Raw genomic sequence first — 22615 nt, 5'->3', positions numbered from 1 at the left:
TCCTGGCATGGGCTCTCCTTCCTCCGCAAGCGATCTTCCCGAACCGGCCGTCCGCAGGCGCACCGGCGGCCGCGGCGCCCGCGTGCGCGGCCAGGTCCTCGCGGCGGTGGGCGAGTTGCTGGTCGAGGACGGTTTCGACCGGCTCACCGTGGACGCCGTCGCGGCCCGCGCCGGCGTGCACCGCACGAGCGTCTACCGCAGGTGGCGGGACGTGGGCGGGCTGCTCGCCGATCTGCTCGACTCCGCGGCGGACGACTCCTGGGGCCCGCCGGACACGGGCTCGCTGGAGGAGGACCTCCTCGCCTTGAACCACGAGGTGTTCGCCGCCCTCGCCGACGGCCCGAGCCTGACGACGGTGCTGATCGAGGCCTCCTTCCGGTTCGACGACGCCGCCCGGGCCCTGGGCCACTTCTGGGACGACCGCCACGCCCGCTCGGCGCCGGTCGTCACGCGGGCCGCGGCCCGGGGTGAAGTCCCCGCGGCCACCGACCCGCGCGCCGTGCTGGTCACCGCGACGGCCCCGCTCTACCACGAGCTCCTGCTGCTGCGGACCGCACCGGACCCCGCGCTCCCGCGCCGGGCCGCCCGCGCCGCGGCCGCGGCGGCGCGGGCGGGCGCCTTCGCCGACCCGGCTCCCGGGCCCGACCCAGGCCCCGCCCCCGAGGGCGGGTAGGGGCACGCCGCCGCGGCCCCGCCGGGACTCACGCCGCCGCGGCCCCGCCGGGACTAGCGCCTGCGGTCCACCACCGCCAGCAGCTTCCCGCTGGTCGCCGTACGGTCCAGATCGGCGCCGTCCACCCACTCGACCCGGAAGTCGAGGAGTTTCTCCGCCACCGCCGACCGCACCTCGGGGTACGCGGCCAGGAAGGCCTCCCTCGCCCGGTCCGGATCCGGGGCATGGCCGCGCTCCAGCCGTACGGTGAGGCCCTCGCGGGACGCCCCGGACGTCAGGACGGCTTGGAGCTCACCGCCGTGGCCCAGCCGCTCCCCCGCGATGGCCACGAAGCGGCGGTAGTTGAGGAAGTACGTCGCCACCCGCATCACCTCGCCCAGCCGGCCCAGCAGTTCGAAGCGCGGGGCGTGGCTGCCGCAGGGGCAGCGCCCGGGCAGCGCGCGCCCGAGGTCCCCGATCACGTACCGGTCGAGGTGCTGGCCGCGCCGGGCCCGGGTGGTGAAGACGAGCCGGCCGGTCTCCCCCGGTGCCACGGGCCGGTCCTCGTCGACGTCGACGATCTCCAGGGTGTGCAGGTCGGCGTGGAGGTGGTGGATGCTTCCGCCGCTCTCCGTGCACTGGTAGCCGAGCGGGCCGAGGTCCGTGCTGCCGTAGGTGATCGAGTGGACGACCTCGATGCCGAACGTCTCGGTCAGCGTCCTGCGCTGTTCCTCGGTGAAGTGCTCGCCGCCGTAGTAGATCTTGCGCAGGCCCCCGTACGAACGCAGCAGATCGGCTTCCTCGTGCAGGAGCTGCCACAGGTACGAGGGCATGCCGAACAGCGTGTCCACCTCGTAGGCGGCGATCATCTCCGCGGTGGCCCGGTGGTCGGAGCCGGCGGCCATCGGCATCTGGACCCCGCCGAGCCGCTCCAGGATGGAGAAGAAACTGATGAACCCGCCGTACATGCCGCCGCAGTAGAAGAGGTTGGCGGTGCGGTCGCGGGCCGGGTCGTAGCCGGCGGCGAGCAGGCCGCGGGCGGCGGCGTGCATCTGCGTGTCGTAGTCCTCGTACGTGAACAGCGACAGGGCGGGCTTACCGGTACTGCCCCCGCTGCGGAAGTACAGCTCGGCGTCGCTCCGCTCCACCCCGCGGTTGAGGTCCTGGACGGCGGCCTTGTCCAGCAGCGGCCCGGTGGGCGGCGGGAAGAGGGCCGGACGGGCGAGGTCGTCGAGGCAGGCGGTGGTGGCGAAGCGCGCGTCGGCCTGGACGGCGACGCGGCGGCTGTAGCGCTGGAGGGCGTAGACCCCGTCGTGGGGTTCGCCGGCGTAGCCCGCCGTCATGGCCCCGACGGGGGTGACGCGGGTGGCGCCCGCGGCCAGCACCAGGGCGCAGAGCTCGGCGATGTCGGTGCGGCTGCCCGCGACGGCGGCCGTCTGGAGGTAGCGGCGCATCGGGCGCAGCGTGGCGATGAGGTCCTTGCGGGGCAGCGGCTTGACCCAGACGCTGCGGTGCAGCGGGGATGCGGTGAGCGCCGGGCGGCTGTCGGCCATGACCCGCCAGGTGCCGTCGGGGGCGGCCAGGACGCGGGTGAGGCCGAGGTGCTCTTCGAGGCGGGCGAGGTGCTCGGTGGTGGTCAGTTCGGCGTACTCGGCCGGGTCGAGGGCGCGGTCCGCGGCGGCGGGTGCCGGCTGCGCGGCCAGGGCGGCGGCGAGGCGCTCGGCGAAGGCGTGGAGCGCCTCGGTGTCCCCGGGATCGGTGTCGAGGTAGACGACCTGGGGACTGGAGCAGGCCTGCTGTTCGAAGAGGCAGACGTCCCGCGCCAGGGCGCTCAGCGTCTCCTCGTCGGTGAAGGCGTCCCGGGTGACGTACGCGAAGGAGATCTTGTGCCCCCACTCCACCAGGCGGCAACCCGGCGGGACGTGGGCGGCGACGCCCTCGACGGCGCTCTCCCCGCCCCAGACGGCGACGGCGTCGGCGGGCGCGCACATCAGGCGCAGCCACTCCTGGCGGGAGGAGGGGAAGCGGAGCACGATGATGCGCTCGGCGAGGGCGCCGGTCGGGTCCTGCGCGGCGAGTTCGGCGAGGAGGTGCTGGGCGAGGAAGGTGTCGGCGCTGCTGGTCTTGAGGACGTTGACGTTCCCGGCGAGGAGTCCTTCGATCACGCTGAGCGGGGCGACGGTCGCGGCGTTGCCGGGGGCTATGTGCGCCACCAGGCCGACGGGCGCCCAGGCCTCGTACACCGTCTCCTTGGCGTCGGGGCGGCTGAGCCGCTGCGGTGCGGTGCCGCCCAGCTCGCGGCGGAGTTTGCGGGTGAGGGAAGCGCGGCCGAGGAACTCGGCCAGCTCGGCGAGGAGTTGCTCCCGGTCGGCGTCCGTGCCCTCGGGCAGGTGGGGGCCGAGCCGCTCCTGTACCCGGTGGGCCGGGTTCCGCAGGGCGCGGGAGAGCGCGTCGCAGGCGGCCAGGACGGTCTCGGTGTCCAACGGCGTGGCGAGCGCGGCCTCGACGGCCGCGGGCAGGGTGGCCAGCCGGCGGCCCGCCTCCTCGTCCCCGATGAAGGTGCCCTGCCAGTAGTGGTGGTTGAGGTTGATGGTGTCGGTCATGACATTCCCTTCATCAGTTCGGCGGCGGCCACGGCACAGCTGCGGTTGCGGCTGACGCCGGCGCGGCCGTGGATCGTGAACCACGGGGTGGTCAGCTCGCAGCCGCACTCCTCGCCCGGGTGGAGCGAGGCGAGGTCGCCCATGACCACGCTCTGCGCCGGTACGGAGGTGATGTACGGGGACACCAGGTGCAGGTAGCCGCGTTCGCCGTACGGGAGGGGTTCGAGGGTGCGGGTCGAACGGATGAAGACGCGGGACCAGACGGGTGCGTGGAGGTTGTGGTGGGAGCACTCGATGTAGGGGATGCAGTGCTCGACCGAGCCGAAGGTGTCCCGGATCCGCTCCGAGGGGACGCCCAGCTGCTCGGTCACGCGGGCGTACAGCTCGTCCTTGCCGATCTGCCGGTCGGTATGGCCCTTCCAGCCGCCCCCGAGGATGATCAGGGAGCCCTCCGGCAGCTCCAGCGGCGCCAGCCCCATGGCCCGCATCCGCTCCAGCGTGAACCAGAGGAAGGCCGGGAAGCCGAGGATGCGCACGGGTACGTCGTCCTCGGCGAAGCGGCGCAGCGCGGCGACGCAGCCGAAGGGGTCGAACTCGTGTCCGTTGCCGGTGTCGCGCAGGGCGTACTCGACCTGCCGGGCCGGGGCGAAGTCGCACAGGTAGTTGTCGGTGAACGAGGTGCCCAGGTTGAGGTCGCGGGCGGGCTCGTAGCTGTAGAGCAGGTAGTTGACCGGCTGGTCGGGGGTGATCCACCCGTTGTGGTCGAAGATGCGGGCGACCATGCGCTGGGCGGAGCGGATGGTCCACTCGTCGAAGAACATCTGCGACTTCTGCCCGGTGGTACCGGAGGAGGTCAGATGGAGGTGGACCTCGTCCTCGGGTATGGACAGGACCTCGTGGCGCTTGAAGAAGTTCGCGTGCACCAGGGGCGCCCGGTACGGGGTGTCCGGCCGCGCGCCGTCGTCGTACAGGCTGCGGAAGAACGGGGAGCGTTCGCGGTGCCAGGCGTTGGTCTGCGCCATGGCGGCGGCGAACAGCTCCTCCTCGGCGGGGCCGCAGGTGTAGGGGTCGGCCAGGTCGCAGAGCTGCTGCACCCGGCCGAGGGCGGCGGCGTCGGGGACGTCGACGGGGGCGAGATGGGGGTTCGAGGGGGTCATGAAGCAACCTCACGTACGGGCAGATGCGTCGACGCCCAGGCCGACACATAGGAATCGAGGAAGGGCCGGAGCGGCGGGTCGACGACGAGCCCGCGGAAATCGATGTGTTCGGCGGTCCGGGACATCACCACGTAGTCGTGGAAGCCGTCCCCGTCGCGGCGCATGGCCGGATACAGGGCCCCGGCGATGAACCCCTGGGCGGCGAAGGCGGAGAGCGCCGCGTGGTGTTCCAGTGGTACGAGGGCCTCGACGTAGCCGGCGCCGGCGCGGGTCAGGGTACGGGTGACCGGCTCCAGCCAGCCGGCGGCGGCCGCCGGGTCGGGGTGGGCGGTGACCAGGGCGCAGTAGCCGCCGGTGCGGTTGAGGTAGGCGTACACCTCGAACCCGCCGTCGTCGGGGGTGAGCAGGATGTTGGGGGTGTGCAGCGGGTAGAACCAGCGGCCGGTGTCGGGGAAGTGCTGCTGGAAGCGGCGGCGGACGAAGGCCGGCGCCTCGATCATCTCCAGTCGGCGCGGCGCCGGTCCGGGGACCACCGGCAGCGGGGGCGTCGGCCGGGCGTCCGCGTAGCTGATGCCGAGGCTGGCCTCGGCGGTGCGCAGCAGCGGCAGGAGGGCGGCGGGGACCTCGGCGACGGGGACGCGGCGGTCCAGCACCCCGGGCGAGTGACGCGCGTAGAGTGCCAGGCTTTCGCGGCTGCTGAGATCCACGGCGTTGGGCAGGATGCCGAGCGGGCGGAAGCCGTTGCGGGCCACGACGCGCTGGGGACCGGCGCTGACGGTGCGGACGGTGGCGTACACGGAGTCCAGCTTCCCCGCGTCGAGCGTGCCGGCGCAGACGGCCTCGGTCAGCTGCCCGGCGAGTCCGGATCCGCGCTGGTCGGGGTGGACGGCGAGCCCTTCGAGGCGGCCCACGCGGCTGCCGGGTTCGCTGTGGACCGCGGCCGATCCGGCGAGGGCGCCGGTACGGGGGCAGCGGGCGACGAGCCAGAGGGTGTGCGGGTCCTGGATCAGCCGGGACATCTCGGCGGGGTCGGTGCCGAGGGCCGTGGGGTAGTGCGGTCCGTAGACGGCGTAGTAGAGCTGGCGGAGATCGGCGATGTCGGCCGGGGTGGCCTGCTCGATCGCGGCGGTCATCGCAGGCCTCCTGCGGGGACGGCCTCCGGGGCGGGGGCCTGGTCGGGAGCCGGTTCGGGTTCCGGTACGGGATCCAGCTCGGGAGCCGGGTCGGGTGTGCCGGCCGGGCGGGCGTGGCCGGGCAGCAGGGCCAGGGCGAGGGCGGCGGGCAGCAGTCCGGCCGCCTGGATCAGGCACAGCGTCCGGGCGGAGAAGTGGTCGCCGAGGAAGCCGAAGAGCAGCGAGGCGACCGGGAACGTCGCGCCGAGGACGGCCTGCATGACGGCGAAGAACGCGGGCTTGTCGGCGGCCGGGACCAGCCGCTGGAACAGGGCCACGAAGCGGACCCCGATCACCCCGACGCACCAGCCGGTCAGCAGCAGCGAGCCGGCGATGACGGGCCGCGCCGCGATCAGGCCGGGGAGGGCGAGGGCCGCGGCCATCGCGCCCAGGCACGCGGTGCCGACCACGGCGGGCCGGCCGGGGACCCGGGCGCCGGTGAAGGAGCCGACGAGCGTGCCCACGCCCAGCGAGGCCTCCAAGAGGGCGACGGTGGCGCCGTCGCCGTGCAGGACCGAGGCGGTGTAGAGCGGCATGACGACGAAGACGGCCGTGGTGAAGAGGTTGGCCGCGGTGAAGCAGAGCAGGACGCCCCGGACGTACGGCAGGGAGCCGAGCAGCCCGCGCAGTGTCCGGCGCGGCGCCGCCTGCGCCCCGTCGGCGGTGTCCGGCTGCCCGGCGGCGTCGGCGCCGGCGATGCGGAACCGTACGGTCGCGATGAGCAGGGCGGCCGTCGTGTAGGCGGCGGCGCAGCCCACGGCGAGACCGGCCACTCCGGCCGCGTCCACGACCAGGGCGCCGAGAAGAGCTCCGCCGAGGCTCGCCAGTGACTGGGTGGACAGTTCGAAACCGGTGGCGGCCTCGATGTCCGCGTCGTCGACCAGTTCGGGCACGGAGGTGGTCAGGCAGGGGTCGAAGAAGGCCTGGCAGGTCGCCAGGGCGAGGGCGGCGCAGTAGGCCGCGGCGACCGGGAGGTCGCTCGCGCCGGCCCAGACGGCCAGTGCCGCGGCGGCCGCTCCCGCTCCCGCAGCGGCGGTGCGCAGCAGCGAGCGGTGGGCGAAGCGCGCGACGGCGCGGGCGACGAGCGGGGCCAGGACCACGGCGGGCAGCGTGCTGACGGCCATGAACAGCCCGGCCGCGAAGCCCCCGTCGCCGGATACGGCCTCGCTGATGAGCCACCAGGAGATGCCCACCTGGAACATGCGCACACCGGCCTGGGTGAGGACCTGGCCGAGCCATACGGTGCCGAAGGCGCGGTTGCGCAGGACGAGGGGAAGTGCGCGGCCCGTGGGCGGGGGCGGGGCAGGCGTCTGCGCCGGTGTGGGTGTCGTCGTCACGAGGTCGGCCTCTCGTCGAGGACGCGGACCAGCTTGCCGGTGCGGGGGTTGACCACCAGGTCGCGGTGGCCGGCCCATTCGACGCGGAGCGGGTGCACGAACCCGGCGCCGACGCTGTCGGGGTAGAGCGGCCGGGCGGCGTCGAGCCCGGTGACGACCGCCTTGGCCAGGGCCTCCAGGTCGGCCGGGTCCTGGCCGGGGGCGGTGGCCAGGCGCAGTACGAGGCCGTCGCGGCCCTCCCAGCGGCGTACGACGAGCTGCGTGCCGGTGACGAGGCCGTGGACGTCGGCCTCCGCCACGGCGTTCATGACGTCCTGCGCGTACAGCGAGACGGGTCCGACGCGGACGCCTTCCTCCGCGCGGCCGAGGATGCGGAAGGCCCCGCCCTCGGCACCGGTCCACTCGGCGCGGTCGCCGGCGGGGTAGCGGATGACGGGCATGAGGCGGCGGTAGAGCTGGGTGACGACGACCCGGCCGGGGCGGCCCGGCTCGCGGATCGGCTCGCCGGTCGTCTCGTCGAGGATCTCGACGAGGGTGTGCGGGGCGAACGGGCGGTGCGTACGGCTGTCTTCGTCCGTTCCGGGCACCGGCCGCCCCAGGAGCCCGCCGTCGACGCTGGCGTAGCCGAGCGAACGGGGCGTGGCCCGGGGGAAGGCGGCCGCGAGGAGCCGGCGCTGGTCCTCGAAGAGTGCTTCACCGCCGAAGAACAGGAATTCCACGCCCGGCAGTTCACGGCCGGCGCAGACCAGGTGCTCGGCGATGCGGCACAGCGTGGTCGGGGTCCCGGCGAGCACGTCGGCGCCGAAGTCCTCGATCGTGGTGAGCGTCGAGTCGACGGGTGCGGCGCCGCCTATGGGGAGGCGGACGTTGGCGACGGGGGCGTGGGCGAGCGAGTCCAGGATGAAAAGGAAGCTGGCGTAGAGCTCACCCGCGTAGAAGAGGTCGGCGACCCGGTGGCCGGGCCGCAGGCCCGCGTCGACCATGCCGGAGCCGAAGGCGGTGACGAACTCCCGCCATTCCTCCCGGGTGTAGCAGGAGAACCGCGGCGTCCCGGTCGTACCGCCGGTCTTGAACACGACGGCTTCCCCGAGGGGGGCGGTCAGGACGCGGTTGTCGTTCACGGTGTTGGCGGCCCAGAACGCGTCCTGGTCCACGACGGGCACGTCGGTGACGCGGCTCACGTGCGGTGGCAGGTCCGCGTAGAGCCCGGCATAGAAAGGGGAACGGTCGCGGGCGAAACGCACGAGGTCTGAAAACTGCTGGACGGGCATGCTGCCTTTACCTCGAAAGATGAAAGATGAAAGTTGAAATGGGTGGGATACAGGCGGCGCGCGCGTCGGGGAGTGGTGGAACTCACACCACTCTCATCCGTTGATCAGTCAACAATGCGTACGTCGAGCACAGTTGGCGAGCGCGGGCTCAACCTGATGTCTGTTCACATCATGAGACAAGTGGAACGCACCGCCAAATCGATCGATGGCGGCACCACGGACTTCAGGCCTCCGGGGCCGAAACCGAACAGCCCGGGTTTCATGGGAGAGATTCGGCGCGCCCGCGGTAATGCGGAGTCCGATTCGGAATCGGTGACGGGGCTGGCGAGATCTTCCCGTGGCGGTGCGCTCACCGCCGGTCGTTCGACGAATTGTCGGCGCTGCCCGGCGTCACCGTCGAGACCGACCTGCACTGCGCCTCGGGTACCACCTCCACGGACCACGAATTCTTCGGGATCGCCGCCGGCACGATCCTGGATCTCGCTCCCCCGGCCCCCGAGGTCACGCACGTCATGGCCTGGGCGGAGTACGGGTACAGCGCCAACCTGCGCCTCGCCGACTTCACCTCGGAGCGGACCGTGCTGGCCACCCACCACGGCGGCGAGCCCCTCACCGTCGAGCACGGCTTCCCGCTGTGCCTGGTCGTACCGCACCTGTACGGCTACAAGGGGCCGAAATGGCTGCGCGCGATCGAGTACATGACCGCCGACCGGCGCGGGTTCTGGGAGGAGCGCGGCTACCACAACATCGCCGATCCCTGGACGGAGCAGCGCCACTCCTACCAGGAGGAGTAGCCGGTCCGACCGGGCACCGCGGCCCGTGCGCACCGCCGTCCGTGTCCCCGCCGCCCGGGGAATCGTTTGGCCGGGCATGACGACGACGCGCTCCACGCTCACCCCCACGGCGCGGCACCGGGCGGCCTCGGACGAGGGCGGTCGCCCCCCGTACGTCCCCGCGCCCCGGCCGCCGGCCCACGCGGCCGCGGCCGCCCCGCTGTTCGAGCAGCTCGCCCGGGAGTGGGCGGCTCGGGGGGCCACCGTGCCGGGACGGCCGGATCCGATCTGGCGGGAGCTGATCTCCTGGGAGCACTTCGAACGGGAGACCGCCGCCACGGTCCGCGACCTGCACCTGCGCGGCCCGGAACCGGTCCCCGTACCCGTCCCCGTGCCCGCCTCCCCGGGGAACCAGCCCCGGTGGACGCGGGCCTGAGAGCGCCGTGCCCGGCCCGACGGTCAGCGGCCGAAACGGATCCGGCCCGCGACCAGGCGGATGGCACTGATCGTCAGGTCCGGGTCGTGCAGCTGTACGTAGTGGTCGCTTCCCGTGGCCAGGAGGTGTGGGGTCTGCTCCCCCAGCTCCACCAGGGTCTGCTGGACCGCGGGCCAGGACCGCTCCAGCGGTGCCAGGAGGGCCTTCGCCGTGCCGGCCGGAGCCGCGAAGGGTTCCGTCTTGCTGAGTACGGCCATGGGTACCTTCGGCAGCGGTTTCGCCGCCCGCACCGCGCCGACGGCGCCGTCGATGTCCACCTTCTCGAACGCCGGGTCGGAATCGAAGGGCGTACCGGGGTTGTCGAGCAGCTTCAGGTACGCCGGCCACCGCGCGCCGAAGTACGGCTGCATGTCGGTGCCGAAGGCGTCGACGAAGACGAGGCCGGCCGTCTTCCGCGGATGCCGTTGCGCATACAGCCTCGTGATCATCCCGCCGAAGGAGTGGCCGACGAGCAGGTAGGGGCCGGGTACGTGCGCCGCCGTCAGCAGCCGGTCGAGGTCGTCGGCCATCGCGCCGAGGGAGCGCTTGCCGCTCTGTCGCGTGCTGCGGGTCGTGAGCGCGGGCGGGTTCGTGTAGCGGACGGTCCCGGGCCGGTCGTACGTGCACACCCGCGCGAAGGCCGCGACGCCGGGGAACACCGCAGGTGCCTTCGGAACGGGCGGCCGGGTGTCGGTGAGGGTCCAGGTGTCGGAGGAGTCGTGCAGCCCGGACTCCAGGACGACCGTCGGGGCGCCGCTCCCCTTGCAGCTCAGCCAGAGCCTGCGGCCGTCGCCCACGTCGACTTCGCGGGAGAACTCCCCCGGGTCCCGGCTCGGGCCGGTGGCGGACGCGGCCGGGGCGCCCCGGAGCGCCGGCGGGCTGCCGCACCCGGGCAGCACGGCCAGTGCCGTCGCGACCAGCGAGGCGGTCAGGAGCGGGGTCCGCCCTCGCATCGGCGCTCCCTTCTTCGTGTCCTCGTACGCCTGCGCGCGCCGTACCTGCGGCCCGACCGTCCGGCCCGATCATCCGGTACGGGCGGCCGGCTCCCCGGGATCGCCGCGCAGGAGTCGCCCCGGGTGGACGCGGACGGGGACCGGTCCGCGGGGGATGCCCCCCGCTCCCGGTCCCCGGTCCCGACCGCCGATGCCGATGCCGATGCCGATGCCGATGGCGGCGGCGACGGCGATCAGGCCTTGCGCGTACGGCCGCCGCCCAGGCCCGCTCCCACCAGCACCGCCGCCGCGACCACCAGCGCCGCGTCGATCGCCAGGACCGTGCGCACCCCGCCGAAGAGCGAGGCCTGCGTGGTGGCGAGCACCCCGAGCAGCGGGATTCCGATCGTCAGGCCCACCTGCTGCGTCGTGGTGACCAGGCCGGTCGCCAGCCCCTGTTCCCCGTCGGGCACGCCGCTGGTCACGGTGAGCCCGTACGAGATGATCGCTCCGAGGTGGAACATGCTGGCCACCGACACGGCGACCGTCGCCAGCAGCGCGCCCGACCCGGTGCCCACGGCGAGCAGCGCGGCGGTGAACAGGCCCTGGCCGAGCAGCGATCCGGTCAGCGTGCGCCGGGCGCCGAAGCGGCCGATGACCTTGGGTGCGTACGAGCCCGCGAAGGCGGAGGCGACGCCCTGGACGCCGAAGACCAGACCCGTCCGGAAGGGGGACAGCTCCAGCGTCTCCTGGAGGTACAGGGTCAGGACGAAGACGACCGTCGACATCATCGAGAAGGTCACCAGGCCGCCGACGTTGCCCCAGGCGACGGTGGGCCGCTTCAGCATCGGCAGCGAGACCAGCGGCGCCGGGCTCTTCGACTCCACCACGGCGAAGGCGGCGAGCAGGGCCAGTCCGGCGAGCAGCGTGCCCCATACGTCCGCGCCGCCGAAGCCGCGCTGGGCCGCCGTGGACAGGGAGTAGATCAGCGCGAGCAGGCCGCCGGTGACGGTGACGGCGCCGGGTACGTCCAGGCGCGGCCGGTCGGGGGTGCGCGACTCGGGCAGCAGTCCGGGGGCGAGGGCGAGCACGATCACTGCGGTGACCGCGAGCAGCCCCATGGTCGAGCGCCAGCCGAGGGTGTCGGTCATGACTCCGCCCAGGACCATGCCGATGGTGAAGCCGAGGGAGAGCAGGGTGCCGGAGATGCCGAGGGCCTTGTCGCGCAGCGGGCCCTCGGGGAACGTCGTGGTCAGCAGGGACATGCCGGTGGGCACGATGACCGCCGCACCGAGGCCCTGGAGGGCGCGACCGGCCAGGAAGGACGCCGGGCCCCAGGCCAGGGTGGCCAGCAGCGAGGCGACGCCGAAGAGGGCGAGGCCGGTCAGGAACAGCTTCTTCCTGCCGTACAGGTCGGCGATCCGGCCGAAGAGGAGGAGGAAGCCGCCGGAGGGCAGTGCGAAGGCGGTGACCGCCCACTGGAGGGCCGACCGGCTCAGGCCCAGGTCCTTGCCGAGCACGGGCAGGGCCACGTTCAGTACGGAGAAGTCGAGCGCCACCATGAACTGGGCGGCGCAGAGCACGAAGAGGACCAGCTTGGCCCGGCCGCTGAGCCGTTCGGCCACGGGGGCCGCCGTCGCCGTCGCGGTCGCCGTCGCGGTCGCCGTCGCGGTCGCCGTCGCGGTCGTCGTTGCCGTTGCCGTCGTCGTTGCCGTTGTCGTTGTCGTCGTTGTCTGGGAGTCGATCGCCATGGCCACACCCTCGCCGCCCGGGAATGGCCGTGGAGAGTGGGAACTTATCCTGTTGGTGGCACCACCAGGCAGCCGACAGGGGGAGTGAGTGGCTACACCGATCGACAAGCACCGCCGTTCCGAGCTGCGCGAGTTCCTGATGAGCAGACGGGCCCGGGTCACCCCCACGGAGGCGGGTCTGCCGGACGGCGGGGCCCGCCGACGCACCCCGGGCCTGCGCCGCGAGGAGGTCGCCGTGCTCGCGGGGGTCGGGGTCTCCTGGTACCAGTGGCTGGAACAGGGCCGCGACATCACGGTGTCCCCGCAAGTGCTCGACTCGGTGGGCCGGGTCCTCAAGCTGTCCAGCGCCGAGCGCCGGCACCTGTACGTACTGGCGGGGCTCAACCCGCCCGCGCTCGAAGTGGCCCCGGCCGACCGGGACATGTGCGACGGGCTGAAGCGGCTGATCGACGCCTGGATGCCGTTCCCCGCCCACATCATGGACGCGTACTGGAACACGGTCCTCTACAACGACGCCGCCGCGCTCGTGCTCGGCATGCGCCCGGAGATCGTGCAGAACTGCCTCATCGCGTTCTTCACCGACCCCATCTACAAGGCCCGTTCGCCGCACTGGGAGGACATCGCGTGCGTCGTGGTCGCCCAGTACCGGGCGGCGAGCTCGGAATGGCCCGAGGACGAGGGGTTCCAGGCCGTCATCGAGGAGGCGCGGGAGCTCAGCCCCGAGTTCGCGCAGCTGTGGGACCAGCGGGACATCCGGCCCGGCGGCCAGGTCCGCAAGGAGATCGAGCACCCGGTCGTGGGCACGCTGTACGTGGAGTCCACGCAGCTGCGCGTACCGGCGCGGCCCGACCTGTCGATCGTGCTGCACACCCCGCTGCCGGCCACCGACACGGCGGAGAAGCTGGAGTGGCTGACCTCGGCGGAGGGGCGCCGGGGAACGATGTACCCGATCGCCGGCTGACCGGGTCCGGAGCGGCCGTGAGGCCGGTCCGGACACCCCGGCCGACGGCTACTCGGAGGATCACACAGGAGCAAATCCGGCATATCGCATCGGAACGCCGTCCTGGCGGTACCCCTTGAGTGGTCAAAGTGGTGTGGGGTTAGCATGTGAGCGCCGCCTAGCTCGAAAGATAAACCTGTGACTGTCAATGACGACTCGTTCACCAACTGGAAGAACCGCGAGGAGATCGCGGAGTCGATGATCCCGATCATCGGGAAGCTGCACCGTGAGCGGGACGTGACGATCCTGCTGCACAGCCGCTCCTTGGTGAACAAGTCGGTGGTCAGCATCCTGAAGACCCACCGATTCGCCCGTCAGATAGCCGGCGAGGAGCTCTCCGTCACGGAGACCCTGCCGTTCCTGCAGGCGCTCACCACGCTGGACCTGGGCCCCTCCCAGATCGACATCGGCATGCTCGCCGCCACGTACGAGGCCGACGACCGCGGCCTGTCCGTGGAGCGCTTCACCGCCGAGGCCGTCGCCGGCGCCACCGGCGCCAACAAGATCGAGCGCGGCGAGGGCCGCGACGTGGTCCTGTACGGCTTCGGCCGCATCGGCCGCCTCGTCGCCCGCCTCCTGATCGAGAAGGCCGGCTCCGGCAACGGGCTGCGCCTGCGTGCCGTCGTCGTCCGCGGGGGCGGCGAGGCCGACCTCGTCAAGCGCGCCTCGCTGCTGCGCCGGGACTCCATCCACGGCCAGTTCCAGGGCACGATCACGGTCGACGAGGCGAGCAGCACCATCGTCGCCAACGGCAACGCGATCAAGGTGATCTACGCCAACGACCCGAGCGAGGTCGACTACACGGCGTACGGCATCAAGGACGCCATCCTCATCGACAACACCGGCAAGTGGCGCGACCGCGAGGGCCTCTCCAAGCACCTGCGCCCCGGTATCGACAAGGTCGTCCTGACCGCTCCGGGCAAGGGCGACGTCCCGAACATCGTGCACGGCGTCAACCACGACACGATCAAGCCGGACGAGCAGATCCTGTCCTGCGCCTCCTGCACCACCAACGCGATCGTCCCGCCGCTCAAGGCCATGGACGACGAGTACGGCGTGCTGCGCGGTCACGTGGAGACCGTCCACTCGTTCACCAACGACCAGAACCTGCTGGACAACTACCACAAGGCCGACCGCCGCGGCCGCTCCGCGCCGCTGAACATGGTGATCACCGAGACCGGTGCCGCCTCGGCCGTGGCCAAGGCGCTGCCCGACCTCAAGGCGCCGATCACCGGCAGCTCGATCCGCGTCCCCGTCCCGGACGTCTCGATCGCGATCCTGAGCCTGCGCCTGGGCCGCGAGACCACCCGCGAGGAGGTCCTCGACTACCTCCGTGACGTCTCGCTGAACTCCCCGCTGAAGCGCCAGATCGACTTCACGACCGCTCCCGACGCGGTGTCGATGGACTTCGTGGGCTCGCGCCACTCGTCGATCGTCGACGCCGGTGCCACCAAGGTCGACGGCGACAACGCGATCCTCTACCTCTGGTACGACAACGAGTTCGGCTACTCGTGCCAGGTCATCCGGGTCGTCCAGCACGTCTCCGGCGTCGAGTACCCGACGTACCCGGCCCCGGCGGTCTGATCCCGTATCCCCACCGCTCCGCCCACGGCCCGTTCCACCGCCCAAACCGGCGGAGGAACGGGCCGCGCGCGTTGCCCGCCCAGATCAGGCGTAGGGGTCGAAGGGGATCGGCGGCTTCGAGGCGTTCAGGGCGTCGCTGAAGCGGCCGTCGGTGATCTTGATCGTTGCCGAGCCGAAGTCGGCGTTCATGAGCTTGTCGCGCAGGCCCGCCGGGTAGCCGTTCCAGCCGACGAGGCGCGGGTAGAACCAGTTGCCGGTGTGGTTCTCGGCGGGCTCGTCGTTGCCGTTCGCGAGGCGGTAGAAGTGCGTCGAGACACCGTCCTTGTGGTAGACGACCTTCGCGTGGGTCCCGTCGAAGCGGACCTGCGAGCGCGGGTACCACTTCCAGCCGCTGTGCTGCGAAGTCGACACGTACTGGACCGCGTTGTCCTTGATCCAGACCACCACGTGCTCGAAGTCGTGCCGGTGCCCGATGGCCGCGGGCCCGAGCGTGGCCTGGTCCTTCTCGAAGTAGCCCGCGTACATGACGGCGCACCAGCCGTTGTTGCACTTGGCGCGGGAGTAGGTGTTGGAGTTCTGCAGCTGTACGAGGTCCCGGCAGTGCCCGTTCACCGCTCCGCCGGGCTTCAGTCCGGGGTTGAGCACGCCACTGCTGCTGATCGCGGCTGTGGCGTAGCAGCCGTCCCCGTCGTAGTCGAAGGCGGGTGAGAAGGTCTGTTCCAGGCCGTCCGCGTTCTGCGGCAGGGCCGGTATCACGTCGGCGACGGCCACGGCCGGAAGGGCCATCACCAGCGCCGCGGCCCCCAGCCCGGCGGTGGTCGCGGTGCGGCGCAGTCCCGCCCGCCACCGCCTCGGGCGGGAGGCCGCCTCCCGGGCCTCTTCGTTCATCGTCCTCGTCGGTGCCAGCAGGCTGCGCACATCATCTCCTGACCTGTACATGTCGCTCCGGGCATCGAGGCGAACGCTAGCCGGGCAGCGTTCAAGTCCGGGTCGAGTCAGGCGAATTCCAGATGTACGTCCCTCCCCCTCAGCCGCCCGTGCGCTCCAGCATCGCGCGGCGCCAGCGCTCCGTCTCGGCGATCTGGTTGAACGTGAACAGGTGCAGCCCGGCCACCGCGGACTCGGGCGCGCCCAGCACGGGTGCGGCACGGCGCAGCAGCCGGTCCGGGGAGTAGCCGCCGGGGGCGGCGAAGCGCAGGAACCACGAGGGGTGCCGGGTCAGGAACTTGGCCGATTCCCCCACGCCGATCTTCGTGGCCATGGACAGCAGCTTCGCCCGCTCGACGGGACCGGCCACCCCGACGTGCACGGGCAGCACGATCCGCCGGCGCCGCACCTGCCCGAGCCACTGCCGCAGGGTCGCCGGGTCGAAGCAGAGGTTGCTGACGATGTACGTCGCGTGCGGCTGCTTGTCCGACATCGCCCGTACGGCGACCTCGTCGGCGATGAGGGGATGGCTCTCCGGGTAGCCGGTGATGCCCACGTGCGCGAACGGGCTGCCCAGCTCGCCGAGCCGCCGCAGCACGGGCAGGGCCGCGTCGTACGCCCCGGCCGGCGGGTCGGCGTCCCCGGCCGGTACGAAGACGTCCTCGATCCCGGCCGCGACCAGCCGGTCCACGATGTCCGACAGGTGACCGGCGTCGGCGATCTGCCGGGCCGGGATGTGCGGGACGACCCGGTAGCCGTGCCCGGCCAGGCGGGTGGCGAGGTCCAGCGTCGGACCTATGCCCTTGGCCGGGGAGGCGGTGACGGTGACCGGCACCTCGGCCGGGACGTGCGCCAGCACCTTGTCCTCGGTGGCCTTCGCCGGCAGGACCTCGTAGCGGACCCTGCGCAGGAGCTCCGCGAGGCCGCCCCCGGTGACCGGGGCCTGCGCGGGGCGTTCGGGATACGGCGTGGGCCGGGCGGACATGCCGCTCCTCCTCGGGTGGGGGGGTGCCGCGGGGCGGCGTTTCGGCCCCCATCATGCCGGGTGCGCGCGGGCCGTCTTCCCCCGCGTACGCGAGGCCGCAGGCTTGGAGCATGGAACGCATGGAACGCATGGCCGCGCTGACCGCGGAACTCCTCGAAACGGACCGGACGGCCGGGGCCCGCCGGGCCGCCCCGGCGGCGCTGCGCGCATCCGCGTCGGTCGGCCGGCCCGCGCCCCGGAATCTCCCTGCGGCCGAACGGTCCGCGCTGATGGAACTCTTACAGGTCGCCGCCTGGATCCTCTTCGACGCCGAGCGGCACCGGACCTCCCGGCGGCTCAGCCACCGCGCGCTCGCCCTGGCCCAGACCCTCCCCGACGGGTCCCGCTCCGTCGAACTGCTCGTCCTGTCCGTACTGTGCCTCCAGGAAGAGCACCTGGGGCGCCCCCGGGAGTCGCTGCGCATCTCCTCGTCCGTCCTGGCCGGCCGGGACCTGCCGGCGCGGGTGGCCGCCATCTTCCACGTACGGGAGGCACGCGCGCGTGCCCGGCTCCGGCAGGGCCGGCGGGCGCTGCGCTCCCTGGCCGCCGCCCGGGAACTCCTGGCGGACGGGCCGTCCGGGCGGGATCCCTCCTGGACCTGGTGGTTCGACCGGTCTGAGCTCGACGGGCACCACGGGCTCGCCCTCGCCGAGCTGGGGGACCTGGACGCCGCCGCGGCCCTGCTGCACGAGGCGACGGCGGCGGGCGACGCACCCGCCTACCGGTCGCTCTTCGCCGCCGAGCAGGCCTGCGTGCTCGCCCGGGCCGGAGCCTGGCGCGATACGGACGCCCGGCTGTCCGGCCTGGTCGAGGCCGTCCCGGACATCGGCTCCGTCCGCGCCCTGGCCGCGCTGGCGCGCACGCTCCGCACCATCGGGCGCGGCCCTCGCGTACCCCGCGCCCTGCGGGACACGAGCGGGTACCTCGCCGAGGCCCTCCGGGCGCAGGCCCGCCCGCGCACCCCGCCTTCCGCGGGCTGCGGCGGCCATGAGAGGGTCGGCCGGACCTGCGCGGCCGGCCTTGCGCGGCCGGGCCCGCGCGAGGAGCCGCGCGCGAGGAGGAGAGCACTGTGACCGGCACCGGCCGTACCACCGGCAGTACGTCCAACGGGCGGGTACTGGTGGCCGACGACGACGCCGCCATCCGCCGGTCCCTGGAGCGCGGGCTGCGGCTGAGCGGCTTCACGGTCCTGCTCGCCGAGGACGGGCCCGGCGCGCTCGCCGTCCTCGCCGACCAGAGCCCGGACGTCCTCGTACTGGACGTCTCGATGCCCGGCCTCACCGGTACCGAGGTCTGCCGCGGTCTGCGCGCCCGCGGCGACGAGACCCCCGTCCTGATGCTGTCGGCCCTCGACGAGGTGACGGACCGGATCGCGGGGCTCCAGGCCGGGGCGGACGACTACCTGGTCAAACCCTTCGCCCTGGAAGAGCTCGTCCTGCGCCTGCACGCCCTCCTGCGGCGCCGCCCGACCCCGGAGCCCGCCCCCGACGTACTGCGCGCCGGTCCGCTCGTGATCGACGAGGCCCGCCGCCAGGTGCGGCACGGGGAGGACGAACTCCACCTCACCCGCCGCGAGTTCGAGCTCCTGCTCCAGCTGGTGCGCAACGCGGGGATCGTCCTGACCCGGGACCAGTTGCTGGACCGGGTGTGGGGCTACGACTTCGAGGTCCGCAGCGACGCCGTCGACACCTTCGTCAGCTATCTGCGCCGGAAGCTGGAGGAGGGCGGGCGCCCGCGCCTGATCCACACCGTGCGCGGCGTCGGCTTCGTGCTGCGCGCCCCCGGGGCACGGGAGGGCGGGCCGTGAAGCTCGCCACCCGCATCGCCCTCTCGGTGACCGTGGTGGTGCCCCTGCTGGTGCTCGCCGCGGGCCTGCTGGTGCTCGGACTGGTCAGCCGCGATCTGCACCAGCAGCAGGACACCCGGCTCCAGGACCGGGCCTCCGCCGTCCTCCCGGACGTCAAGACGCTGCTCGCGGCCGACCGCAACGGCAAGCCGAAGGTGGAGCAGAACCAGCACCGCAAGGTGCTCGGCGACGTCCTCGACGCCGGCATCCGTGTCCGGACGGCGGACGGAGCGGTCGTCCTGGAGGGCGGCCCGCAGCCCGCCGACCCGGTGCGGCTGCCCGAGCGGACCGCGGACGGCCCCGTCACCGTGCGGGCCAAGGGGCGCGCCTGGCGGGTGCTGACCGTCCCGGTGGCCGGTCCGGCGCCGGGCACGCTCTGGCTGTTCACCCCGGCCTCGGCGGCCGACCCGCAGGTCGTGGCCGTACGCCGACGGGTCCTCCTGGTGGCCCTGCTGGCGGCGCCGGTCTCGGGGCTGCTCGCGTACGGGCTGGCCGGCCGCGCCACCGCCTCCGTACGGAGGCTGAGCCGCCGGGCCGCCGAGCTCGACCCGGGCGCGGGCGCGGCGGCCTTCGCCAGCGCTCCCGTGAACATCGCCGAGGTGGACGAACTGTCGTCCGCCATCGGCCAGTTGCTCGCCCGGTACGAGGAGCAGGCCGCCCGCACCGCCCAGGCGCTGGAGACGGCCCGCTCGTTCTCCTCCGCCGCCTCCCACGAGCTGCGCACCCCGCTGATGAGCATGCGGACCGACCTGGACGTCCTGGCCGCCCATCCCGACCTCCCGGCCGCCGAACGGGCCGAGATCGTACGGGACTTGCAGCGTGACCACGCCCGGCTGCTGGACCTGCTCACGGCGCTGCGGATGCTGGCGAGGGGCGATCTGGTGGAGGTGTCCGCCTTCACCCCGCTCGATCTGTCCGAGCTGGTGGACTCGGCGGCCGCGGAGTGCGCCCGCCGCCACCCCGGCGCGCTGCTGGACGTGGAACTCCCGCCCGAACTCAGGGTGTTCGGATGGGACGCCGGGCTGACCATCCTGCTCGCCAACCTGCTGGGCAACGCGGTGGTGCACGGCCACCTGCCGGGCGAGCCGGCCAGGATCACGGTACGGGTGCACGCGGAGGGCGGGTACGCGGTGCTCACCGTGGACGACGCGGGGCCGGGCATCGCGCCCGGTGAGCGGGAGGCCGTGTTCCGGCGGTTCCACCACCGCCCCGGCAGCCCCGGCTCCGGGCTCGGTCTGACGCTCGTCGCCCAGCAGGTCGCCCTGCACCAGGGCTCCGTGGTGATCGGGACGCCGCCCGGCGGTGCGGGCACCCGCTTCGAGGTGCGCCTGCCGCTGTCGGCTGCGGACGCCCCGACCCTTCGGCTGCCGAAGCGGCGCGACTGGATCTCCACGCGGGGCGGCTGAGGACGCCGACCGGGCCTGCGCCGACTCACAAAGTTTCCACAAAGACGCCCCCTACCGTCCTGACCGGTCGGCCGCCTGTGAGCCGGCCCGTTCGCACCGAAGGGGATACAGCCATGCTCCCGATCCGTAGGACCACCGCCGCCGCGATCGGCGCCGTCGCGCTGGCCGGCGCCTTGATCTCCGCCGCCCCCGCGCAGGCCGAGTCGGCGAGCCCCGCCCCGGCCGCCTCCAAGGCGGCCAAGTCCGCACCGAAGGGCGACGGCGCCAAGGCGATCTGCAGGCGCCTGCCCAAGGCGCAGACGCGCGTCGACACGGCCATCGACCGGCTCAAGGGCGATCCCACCGTGCTCGGCTCCGTCGCGCGACTGGAGCAGCGCGTCGCCAACGCCCAGAGCGCCGGACACACCCAGGTCCACGCCTACCTGAACGACCGCCTGACCTTCCGCAAGAGCCTGCTGCCCACCCTCCAGAAGCGCCAGGAAGACCTGAAGGCCGTCAGCGCCTGGTGCTCCGCGCAGGATTCCAAGTGAGCCGGGCGACCCGCACGGCCGGGGCGAGCCGCACGGCCGGCGCGGACCGGGTGACCGGCCGCCGCCGCGCCGCATGCGCCCTCGCCGCCCTGGCCTCGGCAACGGCGCTGCTGCTCACCGGCTGCGGGCCCGGTGCGAGCGCCGGGCCCGCCGGCGGCACCCGGTCCGTGAGCGGCTCCGACGAGGCCACGGTCAAGGACATGCAGCAGAAGCTGGACGACGCCGAGAGCGCGGCGGCGCAGGCGGATTCCAACGCCACCCAGGACAACTGAACCACCCGGCTCAGGCCCGGGCCCGCTTGTCCCGCAGGAAGCGGTGCAGGCGGGTCCACGGCCAGGCGTTGATGACGTCGTCCTTCGTGAGCCAGCCGCGTTGCGCCGTCCCCACCCCGTAGCGCAGGTACGGCAGATGCGTGGTGGCGTGCGCGTCCGAGTTCACCGCGAACTTCACCCCGTACCGTTTCGCCCGCAGGATGTCCTCGTCGCCCAGGTCGAGCCGCTCCGGATGCGCGTTGATCTCCAGGGCGGTCCCCGTCCGCGCGCAGGCCTCGAAGACGGCGTCGAAGTCCGCGTCCACGCCGGGGCGCCGGCCGATCCGCCGGGTGGTGGGGTGGCCGATGACGGCCACGTGCGGGTTCTCGCAGGCCCGGATGAAGCGCCGGGTCATCGCGGCCCGGCTCTGGCCGAAGTGGGAGTGGACGGAGGCCACGCACACGTCGAAGCCGGCGAGGAAGCCGTCCGGCCAGTCCAGGCCGCCGTCCGGGCCGATGTTGAGTTCCGTGCCGTGCAGCAGCCGCATCCCGCGCACCGTGCGGTCCAGCGCCCGCAGCTGCTCGCGCTGCGCCAGGATCTTCTCCTCGGTCATGCGCTGCATGGCGAGGTCCGGTGCGTGGTCGGTGACCGCGTAGTACGCGTACCCGCGCGCGGCGGCCGCCGCGACCATGTCCTCCAGCGACGCGAGCCCGTCGGTGAGGTCGGTGTGGGTGTGCAGGTCGCCGCGGATGTCGCCCTCCGCCACGAGCACGGGGAGTTCGCCCTTCAGCCCGGCCGCGACCTCCCCGCGGTCCTCGCGCAGGGTCGGCGGGATCCAGGGCAGGCCGAGCCGGGCGTAGACCTCCTCCTCCGTCTCCGAGGCGAGGCTCTTGCCGCTCTCCGCGTCGAAGACCCCGTACTCGGAGAGCTTGAGCCCTTGGCGCACGGCGAGGGCGCGGGTGCGGATGTTGTGCGCCTTGGATCCGGTGAAGTACTGGAGCCCCGCCCCCCAGGAGGCGGGCGGCAGGACGCGCAGGTCCACCTGGAGGCCGGTGCCGGTGCGGACGGAGGTCTTCTTCGCGCCGTGCGCGATGACGTCGGCCACGAGCGGGAGCTCGGCCAGCGCCGTCATGAAGGGTGCGGACCTGTCGGCCGCGACCAGGACGTCGACGTCGCCGATGCTCTCGCGCATCCGGCGCAGCGAGCCCGCGTACGTGCACCGTACGCACCCCGGGACGCGCTCCATCTCGGCGACGATCTGCTCGGCGATGTCCATCGCGGCGCCGAGCAGGATCCGCCCGTCGGCTTTTTTCAGTACGGAGATGCCGTGGAGGATGTTCTGCTCGGTCTGCTCGCCGAAGCCCTTCAGGTCGCGCAGCCGCTCCTCGTGGATGGCCTGCTCCAGCTGCTCGACGGAGGAGACGCCCAGCTCCTCGTACAGGACGAGGGCCTTGCGGGGGCCGAGGCCGGGGATCGCGGTCAGGGCCCGCACGCCGGCCGGGACGGCGGCCCGGCGCGCCTCGATGTCCGGGACGTGCCCGGTGCCGAGGTACTCGACGATCTTCTCGGCGATCGACTTGCCCACGTTCGGGATCTCCCGCAGGCCCTTGACGTCGAGCCCGGCGACATCGGCGGGGTGGCCGCCGATGGCGCGGGCCGCCTTCTCGTACGCGCGCGCCTTGAAGGAGTCGCCGCCGCTGATCGCGATCAGGTCGGCGTACTCCTGGAGCAGCGCCTCGACCTTCTCGTTGGCCCTGGCCATGCATCCAGGGTGCCTCGTGTTCCGGGGCCCGGCCCGCCGGTGCGGGCGGCGCGCCCGGCCACCGCCCCGGAGAAGAAGTTGAGGATTGTTCACTTTCCATTGACAGGGCGGGCGCCGCGGGCCAACAGTGTGCCGTCAGCGCCCTCGCCCGCCTCGATCGAA

General features: G+C 73.0%; 20 protein-coding genes. 10 read left to right on the top strand and 10 right to left on the bottom strand.

What is annotated here, in order from left to right; translation table 11 throughout:
• Positions 1-7: 7 nt before the first annotated feature.
• Positions 8-673 carry a TetR/AcrR family transcriptional regulator gene (locus tag CP980_RS30915; RefSeq protein WP_150529600.1) on the top strand — a complete coding sequence of 222 codons (666 nt, stop codon included), beginning with the start codon at positions 8-10 and terminating at the stop codon, positions 671-673.
• A gap of 53 nt (positions 674-726) precedes the next feature.
• On the opposite strand, the gene CP980_RS30910 is transcribed toward CP980_RS30915, so the two are convergent.
• From CP980_RS30910 to CP980_RS30890, 5 genes are read right to left on the bottom strand one after another with little or no spacing between them, the layout of a single operon-like run.
• Positions 727-3255 carry an aldehyde dehydrogenase family protein gene (locus CP980_RS30910; protein ID WP_167535903.1) on the bottom strand — a complete coding sequence of 843 codons (2529 nt, stop codon included), beginning with the start codon at positions 3253-3255 and terminating at the stop codon, positions 727-729.
• Positions 3252-4412 carry a LuxE/PaaK family acyltransferase gene (locus tag CP980_RS30905; protein WP_132759971.1) on the bottom strand — a complete coding sequence of 387 codons (1161 nt, stop codon included), beginning with the start codon at positions 4410-4412 and terminating at the stop codon, positions 3252-3254. The genes CP980_RS30910 and CP980_RS30905 overlap by 4 nt, the downstream gene beginning before the upstream one ends.
• On the bottom strand, positions 4409-5545 hold the full coding sequence (locus CP980_RS30900) for a GNAT family N-acetyltransferase (RefSeq protein WP_150529599.1): 1137 nt from the start codon (positions 5543-5545) through the stop codon (positions 4409-4411). Before CP980_RS30900 ends, CP980_RS30905 begins: the two co-directional genes overlap by 4 nt.
• Entirely contained in the window at positions 5542-6921 is a 1380-nt protein-coding gene (locus CP980_RS30895) for an MFS transporter (protein WP_229907006.1), read from the bottom strand. Before CP980_RS30895 ends, CP980_RS30900 begins: the two co-directional genes overlap by 4 nt.
• Positions 6918-8192, bottom strand: a complete 1275-nt coding sequence (locus CP980_RS30890) for a phenylacetate--CoA ligase family protein (RefSeq protein ID WP_150529597.1) — start codon at positions 8190-8192, stop codon at positions 6918-6920. Before CP980_RS30890 ends, CP980_RS30895 begins: the two co-directional genes overlap by 4 nt.
• Positions 8193-8500: 308 nt before the next feature.
• Here CP980_RS30890 and CP980_RS30885 point away from each other — a divergent pair, with 308 nt between their 5' ends.
• Together CP980_RS30885 and CP980_RS30880 are read left to right on the top strand one after the other, a co-directional pair.
• Positions 8501-8986 carry a molybdopterin-dependent oxidoreductase gene (locus tag CP980_RS30885; protein WP_150529596.1) on the top strand — a complete coding sequence of 162 codons (486 nt, stop codon included), beginning with the start codon at positions 8501-8503 and terminating at the stop codon, positions 8984-8986.
• A 76-nt stretch (positions 8987-9062) separates the two neighbouring features.
• Positions 9063-9401, top strand: a complete 339-nt coding sequence (locus CP980_RS30880; RefSeq protein WP_132759966.1) for a hypothetical protein — start codon at positions 9063-9065, stop codon at positions 9399-9401.
• 23 nt (positions 9402-9424) lie between these two features.
• Here the strand turns inward: CP980_RS30880 and CP980_RS30875 are convergent, their stop codons facing one another.
• Positions 9425-10393, bottom strand: coding sequence for an alpha/beta fold hydrolase (locus tag CP980_RS30875; RefSeq protein WP_150529595.1), 969 nt, complete (start codon positions 10391-10393; stop codon positions 9425-9427).
• Positions 10394-10626: 233 nt separating this feature from the next.
• Positions 10627-12123, bottom strand: coding sequence for an MFS transporter (locus CP980_RS30870; protein WP_150529594.1), 1497 nt, complete (start codon positions 12121-12123; stop codon positions 10627-10629).
• Between the two features lie 139 nt (positions 12124-12262).
• On the opposite strand from CP980_RS30870, the gene CP980_RS30865 reads away from it, so the two are divergent.
• Both CP980_RS30865 and CP980_RS30860 read left to right on the top strand, forming a co-directional pair.
• On the top strand, positions 12263-13084 hold the full coding sequence (locus CP980_RS30865) for a helix-turn-helix transcriptional regulator (protein WP_123517303.1): 822 nt from the start codon (positions 12263-12265) through the stop codon (positions 13082-13084).
• A 177-nt stretch (positions 13085-13261) separates the two neighbouring features.
• The gene (locus CP980_RS30860) at positions 13262-14707 is read left to right on the top strand and encodes a glyceraldehyde-3-phosphate dehydrogenase (RefSeq protein WP_150529593.1); all 1446 of its coding nucleotides are present in this window, start codon (positions 13262-13264) and stop codon (positions 14705-14707) included.
• Between the two features lie 84 nt (positions 14708-14791).
• Here CP980_RS30860 and CP980_RS30855 read toward each other — a convergent pair whose 3' ends face one another.
• Together CP980_RS30855 and CP980_RS30850 are read right to left on the bottom strand one after the other, a co-directional pair.
• The gene (locus CP980_RS30855; RefSeq protein ID WP_189998555.1) at positions 14792-15595 is read right to left on the bottom strand and encodes an NPP1 family protein; all 804 of its coding nucleotides are present in this window, start codon (positions 15593-15595) and stop codon (positions 14792-14794) included.
• 139 nt (positions 15596-15734) lie between these two features.
• Positions 15735-16619 carry a methylenetetrahydrofolate reductase gene (locus tag CP980_RS30850; RefSeq protein ID WP_132759963.1) on the bottom strand — a complete coding sequence of 295 codons (885 nt, stop codon included), beginning with the start codon at positions 16617-16619 and terminating at the stop codon, positions 15735-15737.
• 53 nt (positions 16620-16672) lie between these two features.
• Between CP980_RS30850 and CP980_RS30845 the strand changes: the two genes are divergently transcribed.
• The 5 genes from CP980_RS30845 to CP980_RS30825 all read left to right on the top strand — a co-directional run bounded on the left by CP980_RS30845 (position 16673) and on the right by CP980_RS30825 (position 20712).
• Complete coding sequence (locus CP980_RS30845; protein WP_483028307.1) at positions 16673-17731, top strand: NsdA family TPR-like regulatory protein; 1059 nt, start codon at positions 16673-16675, stop codon at positions 17729-17731.
• Complete coding sequence (locus tag CP980_RS30840) at positions 17728-18465, top strand: response regulator transcription factor (protein ID WP_132759961.1); 738 nt, start codon at positions 17728-17730, stop codon at positions 18463-18465. Before CP980_RS30845 ends, CP980_RS30840 begins: the two co-directional genes overlap by 4 nt.
• On the top strand, positions 18462-19910 hold the full coding sequence (locus CP980_RS30835) for a sensor histidine kinase (protein WP_150529591.1): 1449 nt from the start codon (positions 18462-18464) through the stop codon (positions 19908-19910). Before CP980_RS30840 ends, CP980_RS30835 begins: the two co-directional genes overlap by 4 nt.
• A 113-nt stretch (positions 19911-20023) precedes the next feature.
• Positions 20024-20440, top strand: coding sequence for a hypothetical protein (locus tag CP980_RS30830; protein WP_150529590.1), 417 nt, complete (start codon positions 20024-20026; stop codon positions 20438-20440).
• Positions 20437-20712, top strand: a complete 276-nt coding sequence (locus CP980_RS30825) for a hypothetical protein (RefSeq protein ID WP_229907005.1) — start codon at positions 20437-20439, stop codon at positions 20710-20712. The genes CP980_RS30830 and CP980_RS30825 overlap by 4 nt, the downstream gene beginning before the upstream one ends.
• Positions 20713-20722: 10 nt before the next feature.
• Here the strand turns inward: CP980_RS30825 and polX are convergent, their stop codons facing one another.
• Positions 20723-22453 carry a DNA polymerase/3'-5' exonuclease PolX gene (gene polX, locus CP980_RS30820; RefSeq protein WP_150529589.1) on the bottom strand — a complete coding sequence of 577 codons (1731 nt, stop codon included), beginning with the start codon at positions 22451-22453 and terminating at the stop codon, positions 20723-20725.
• Positions 22454-22615: the final 162 nt, after the last annotated feature.

It is taken from the genome of Streptomyces vinaceus (assembly GCF_008704935.1).
Lineage (GTDB): Bacteria > Actinomycetota > Actinomycetes > Streptomycetales > Streptomycetaceae > Streptomyces > Streptomyces vinaceus.
Note: the sequence above shows the minus strand (reverse complement) of the source record. Positions and strands in the feature narration are given on the sequence as shown.

Bases quoted from the DNA above. Each gene is read 5' to 3' on its own strand.
- CP980_RS30915 (WP_150529600.1), top strand. From the start codon at position 8: ATGGGCTCTCCTTCCTCCGCAAGCGATCTTCCCGAACCGGCCGTCCGC.
- CP980_RS30910 (WP_167535903.1), bottom strand. From the start codon at position 3,255: ATGACCGACACCATCAACCTCAACCACCACTACTGGCAGGGCACCTTC.
- CP980_RS30905 (WP_132759971.1), bottom strand. From the start codon at position 4,412: ATGACCCCCTCGAACCCCCATCTCGCCCCCGTCGACGTCCCCGACGCC.
- CP980_RS30900 (WP_150529599.1), bottom strand. From the start codon at position 5,545: ATGACCGCCGCGATCGAGCAGGCCACCCCGGCCGACATCGCCGATCTC.
- CP980_RS30890 (WP_150529597.1), bottom strand. From the start codon at position 8,192: ATGCCCGTCCAGCAGTTTTCAGACCTCGTGCGTTTCGCCCGCGACCGT.
- CP980_RS30880 (WP_132759966.1), top strand. From the start codon at position 9,063: ATGACGACGACGCGCTCCACGCTCACCCCCACGGCGCGGCACCGGGCG.
- CP980_RS30875 (WP_150529595.1), bottom strand. From the start codon at position 10,393: ATGCGAGGGCGGACCCCGCTCCTGACCGCCTCGCTGGTCGCGACGGCA.
- CP980_RS30870 (WP_150529594.1), bottom strand. From the start codon at position 12,123: ATGGCGATCGACTCCCAGACAACGACGACAACGACAACGGCAACGACG.
- CP980_RS30865 (WP_123517303.1), top strand. From the start codon at position 12,263: ATGAGCAGACGGGCCCGGGTCACCCCCACGGAGGCGGGTCTGCCGGAC.
- CP980_RS30855 (WP_189998555.1), bottom strand. From the start codon at position 15,595: ATGAACGAAGAGGCCCGGGAGGCGGCCTCCCGCCCGAGGCGGTGGCGG.
- CP980_RS30850 (WP_132759963.1), bottom strand. From the start codon at position 16,619: ATGTCCGCCCGGCCCACGCCGTATCCCGAACGCCCCGCGCAGGCCCCG.
- CP980_RS30845 (WP_483028307.1), top strand. From the start codon at position 16,673: ATGCCGGGTGCGCGCGGGCCGTCTTCCCCCGCGTACGCGAGGCCGCAG.
- CP980_RS30830 (WP_150529590.1), top strand. From the start codon at position 20,024: ATGCTCCCGATCCGTAGGACCACCGCCGCCGCGATCGGCGCCGTCGCG.
- polX (WP_150529589.1), bottom strand. From the start codon at position 22,453: ATGGCCAGGGCCAACGAGAAGGTCGAGGCGCTGCTCCAGGAGTACGCC.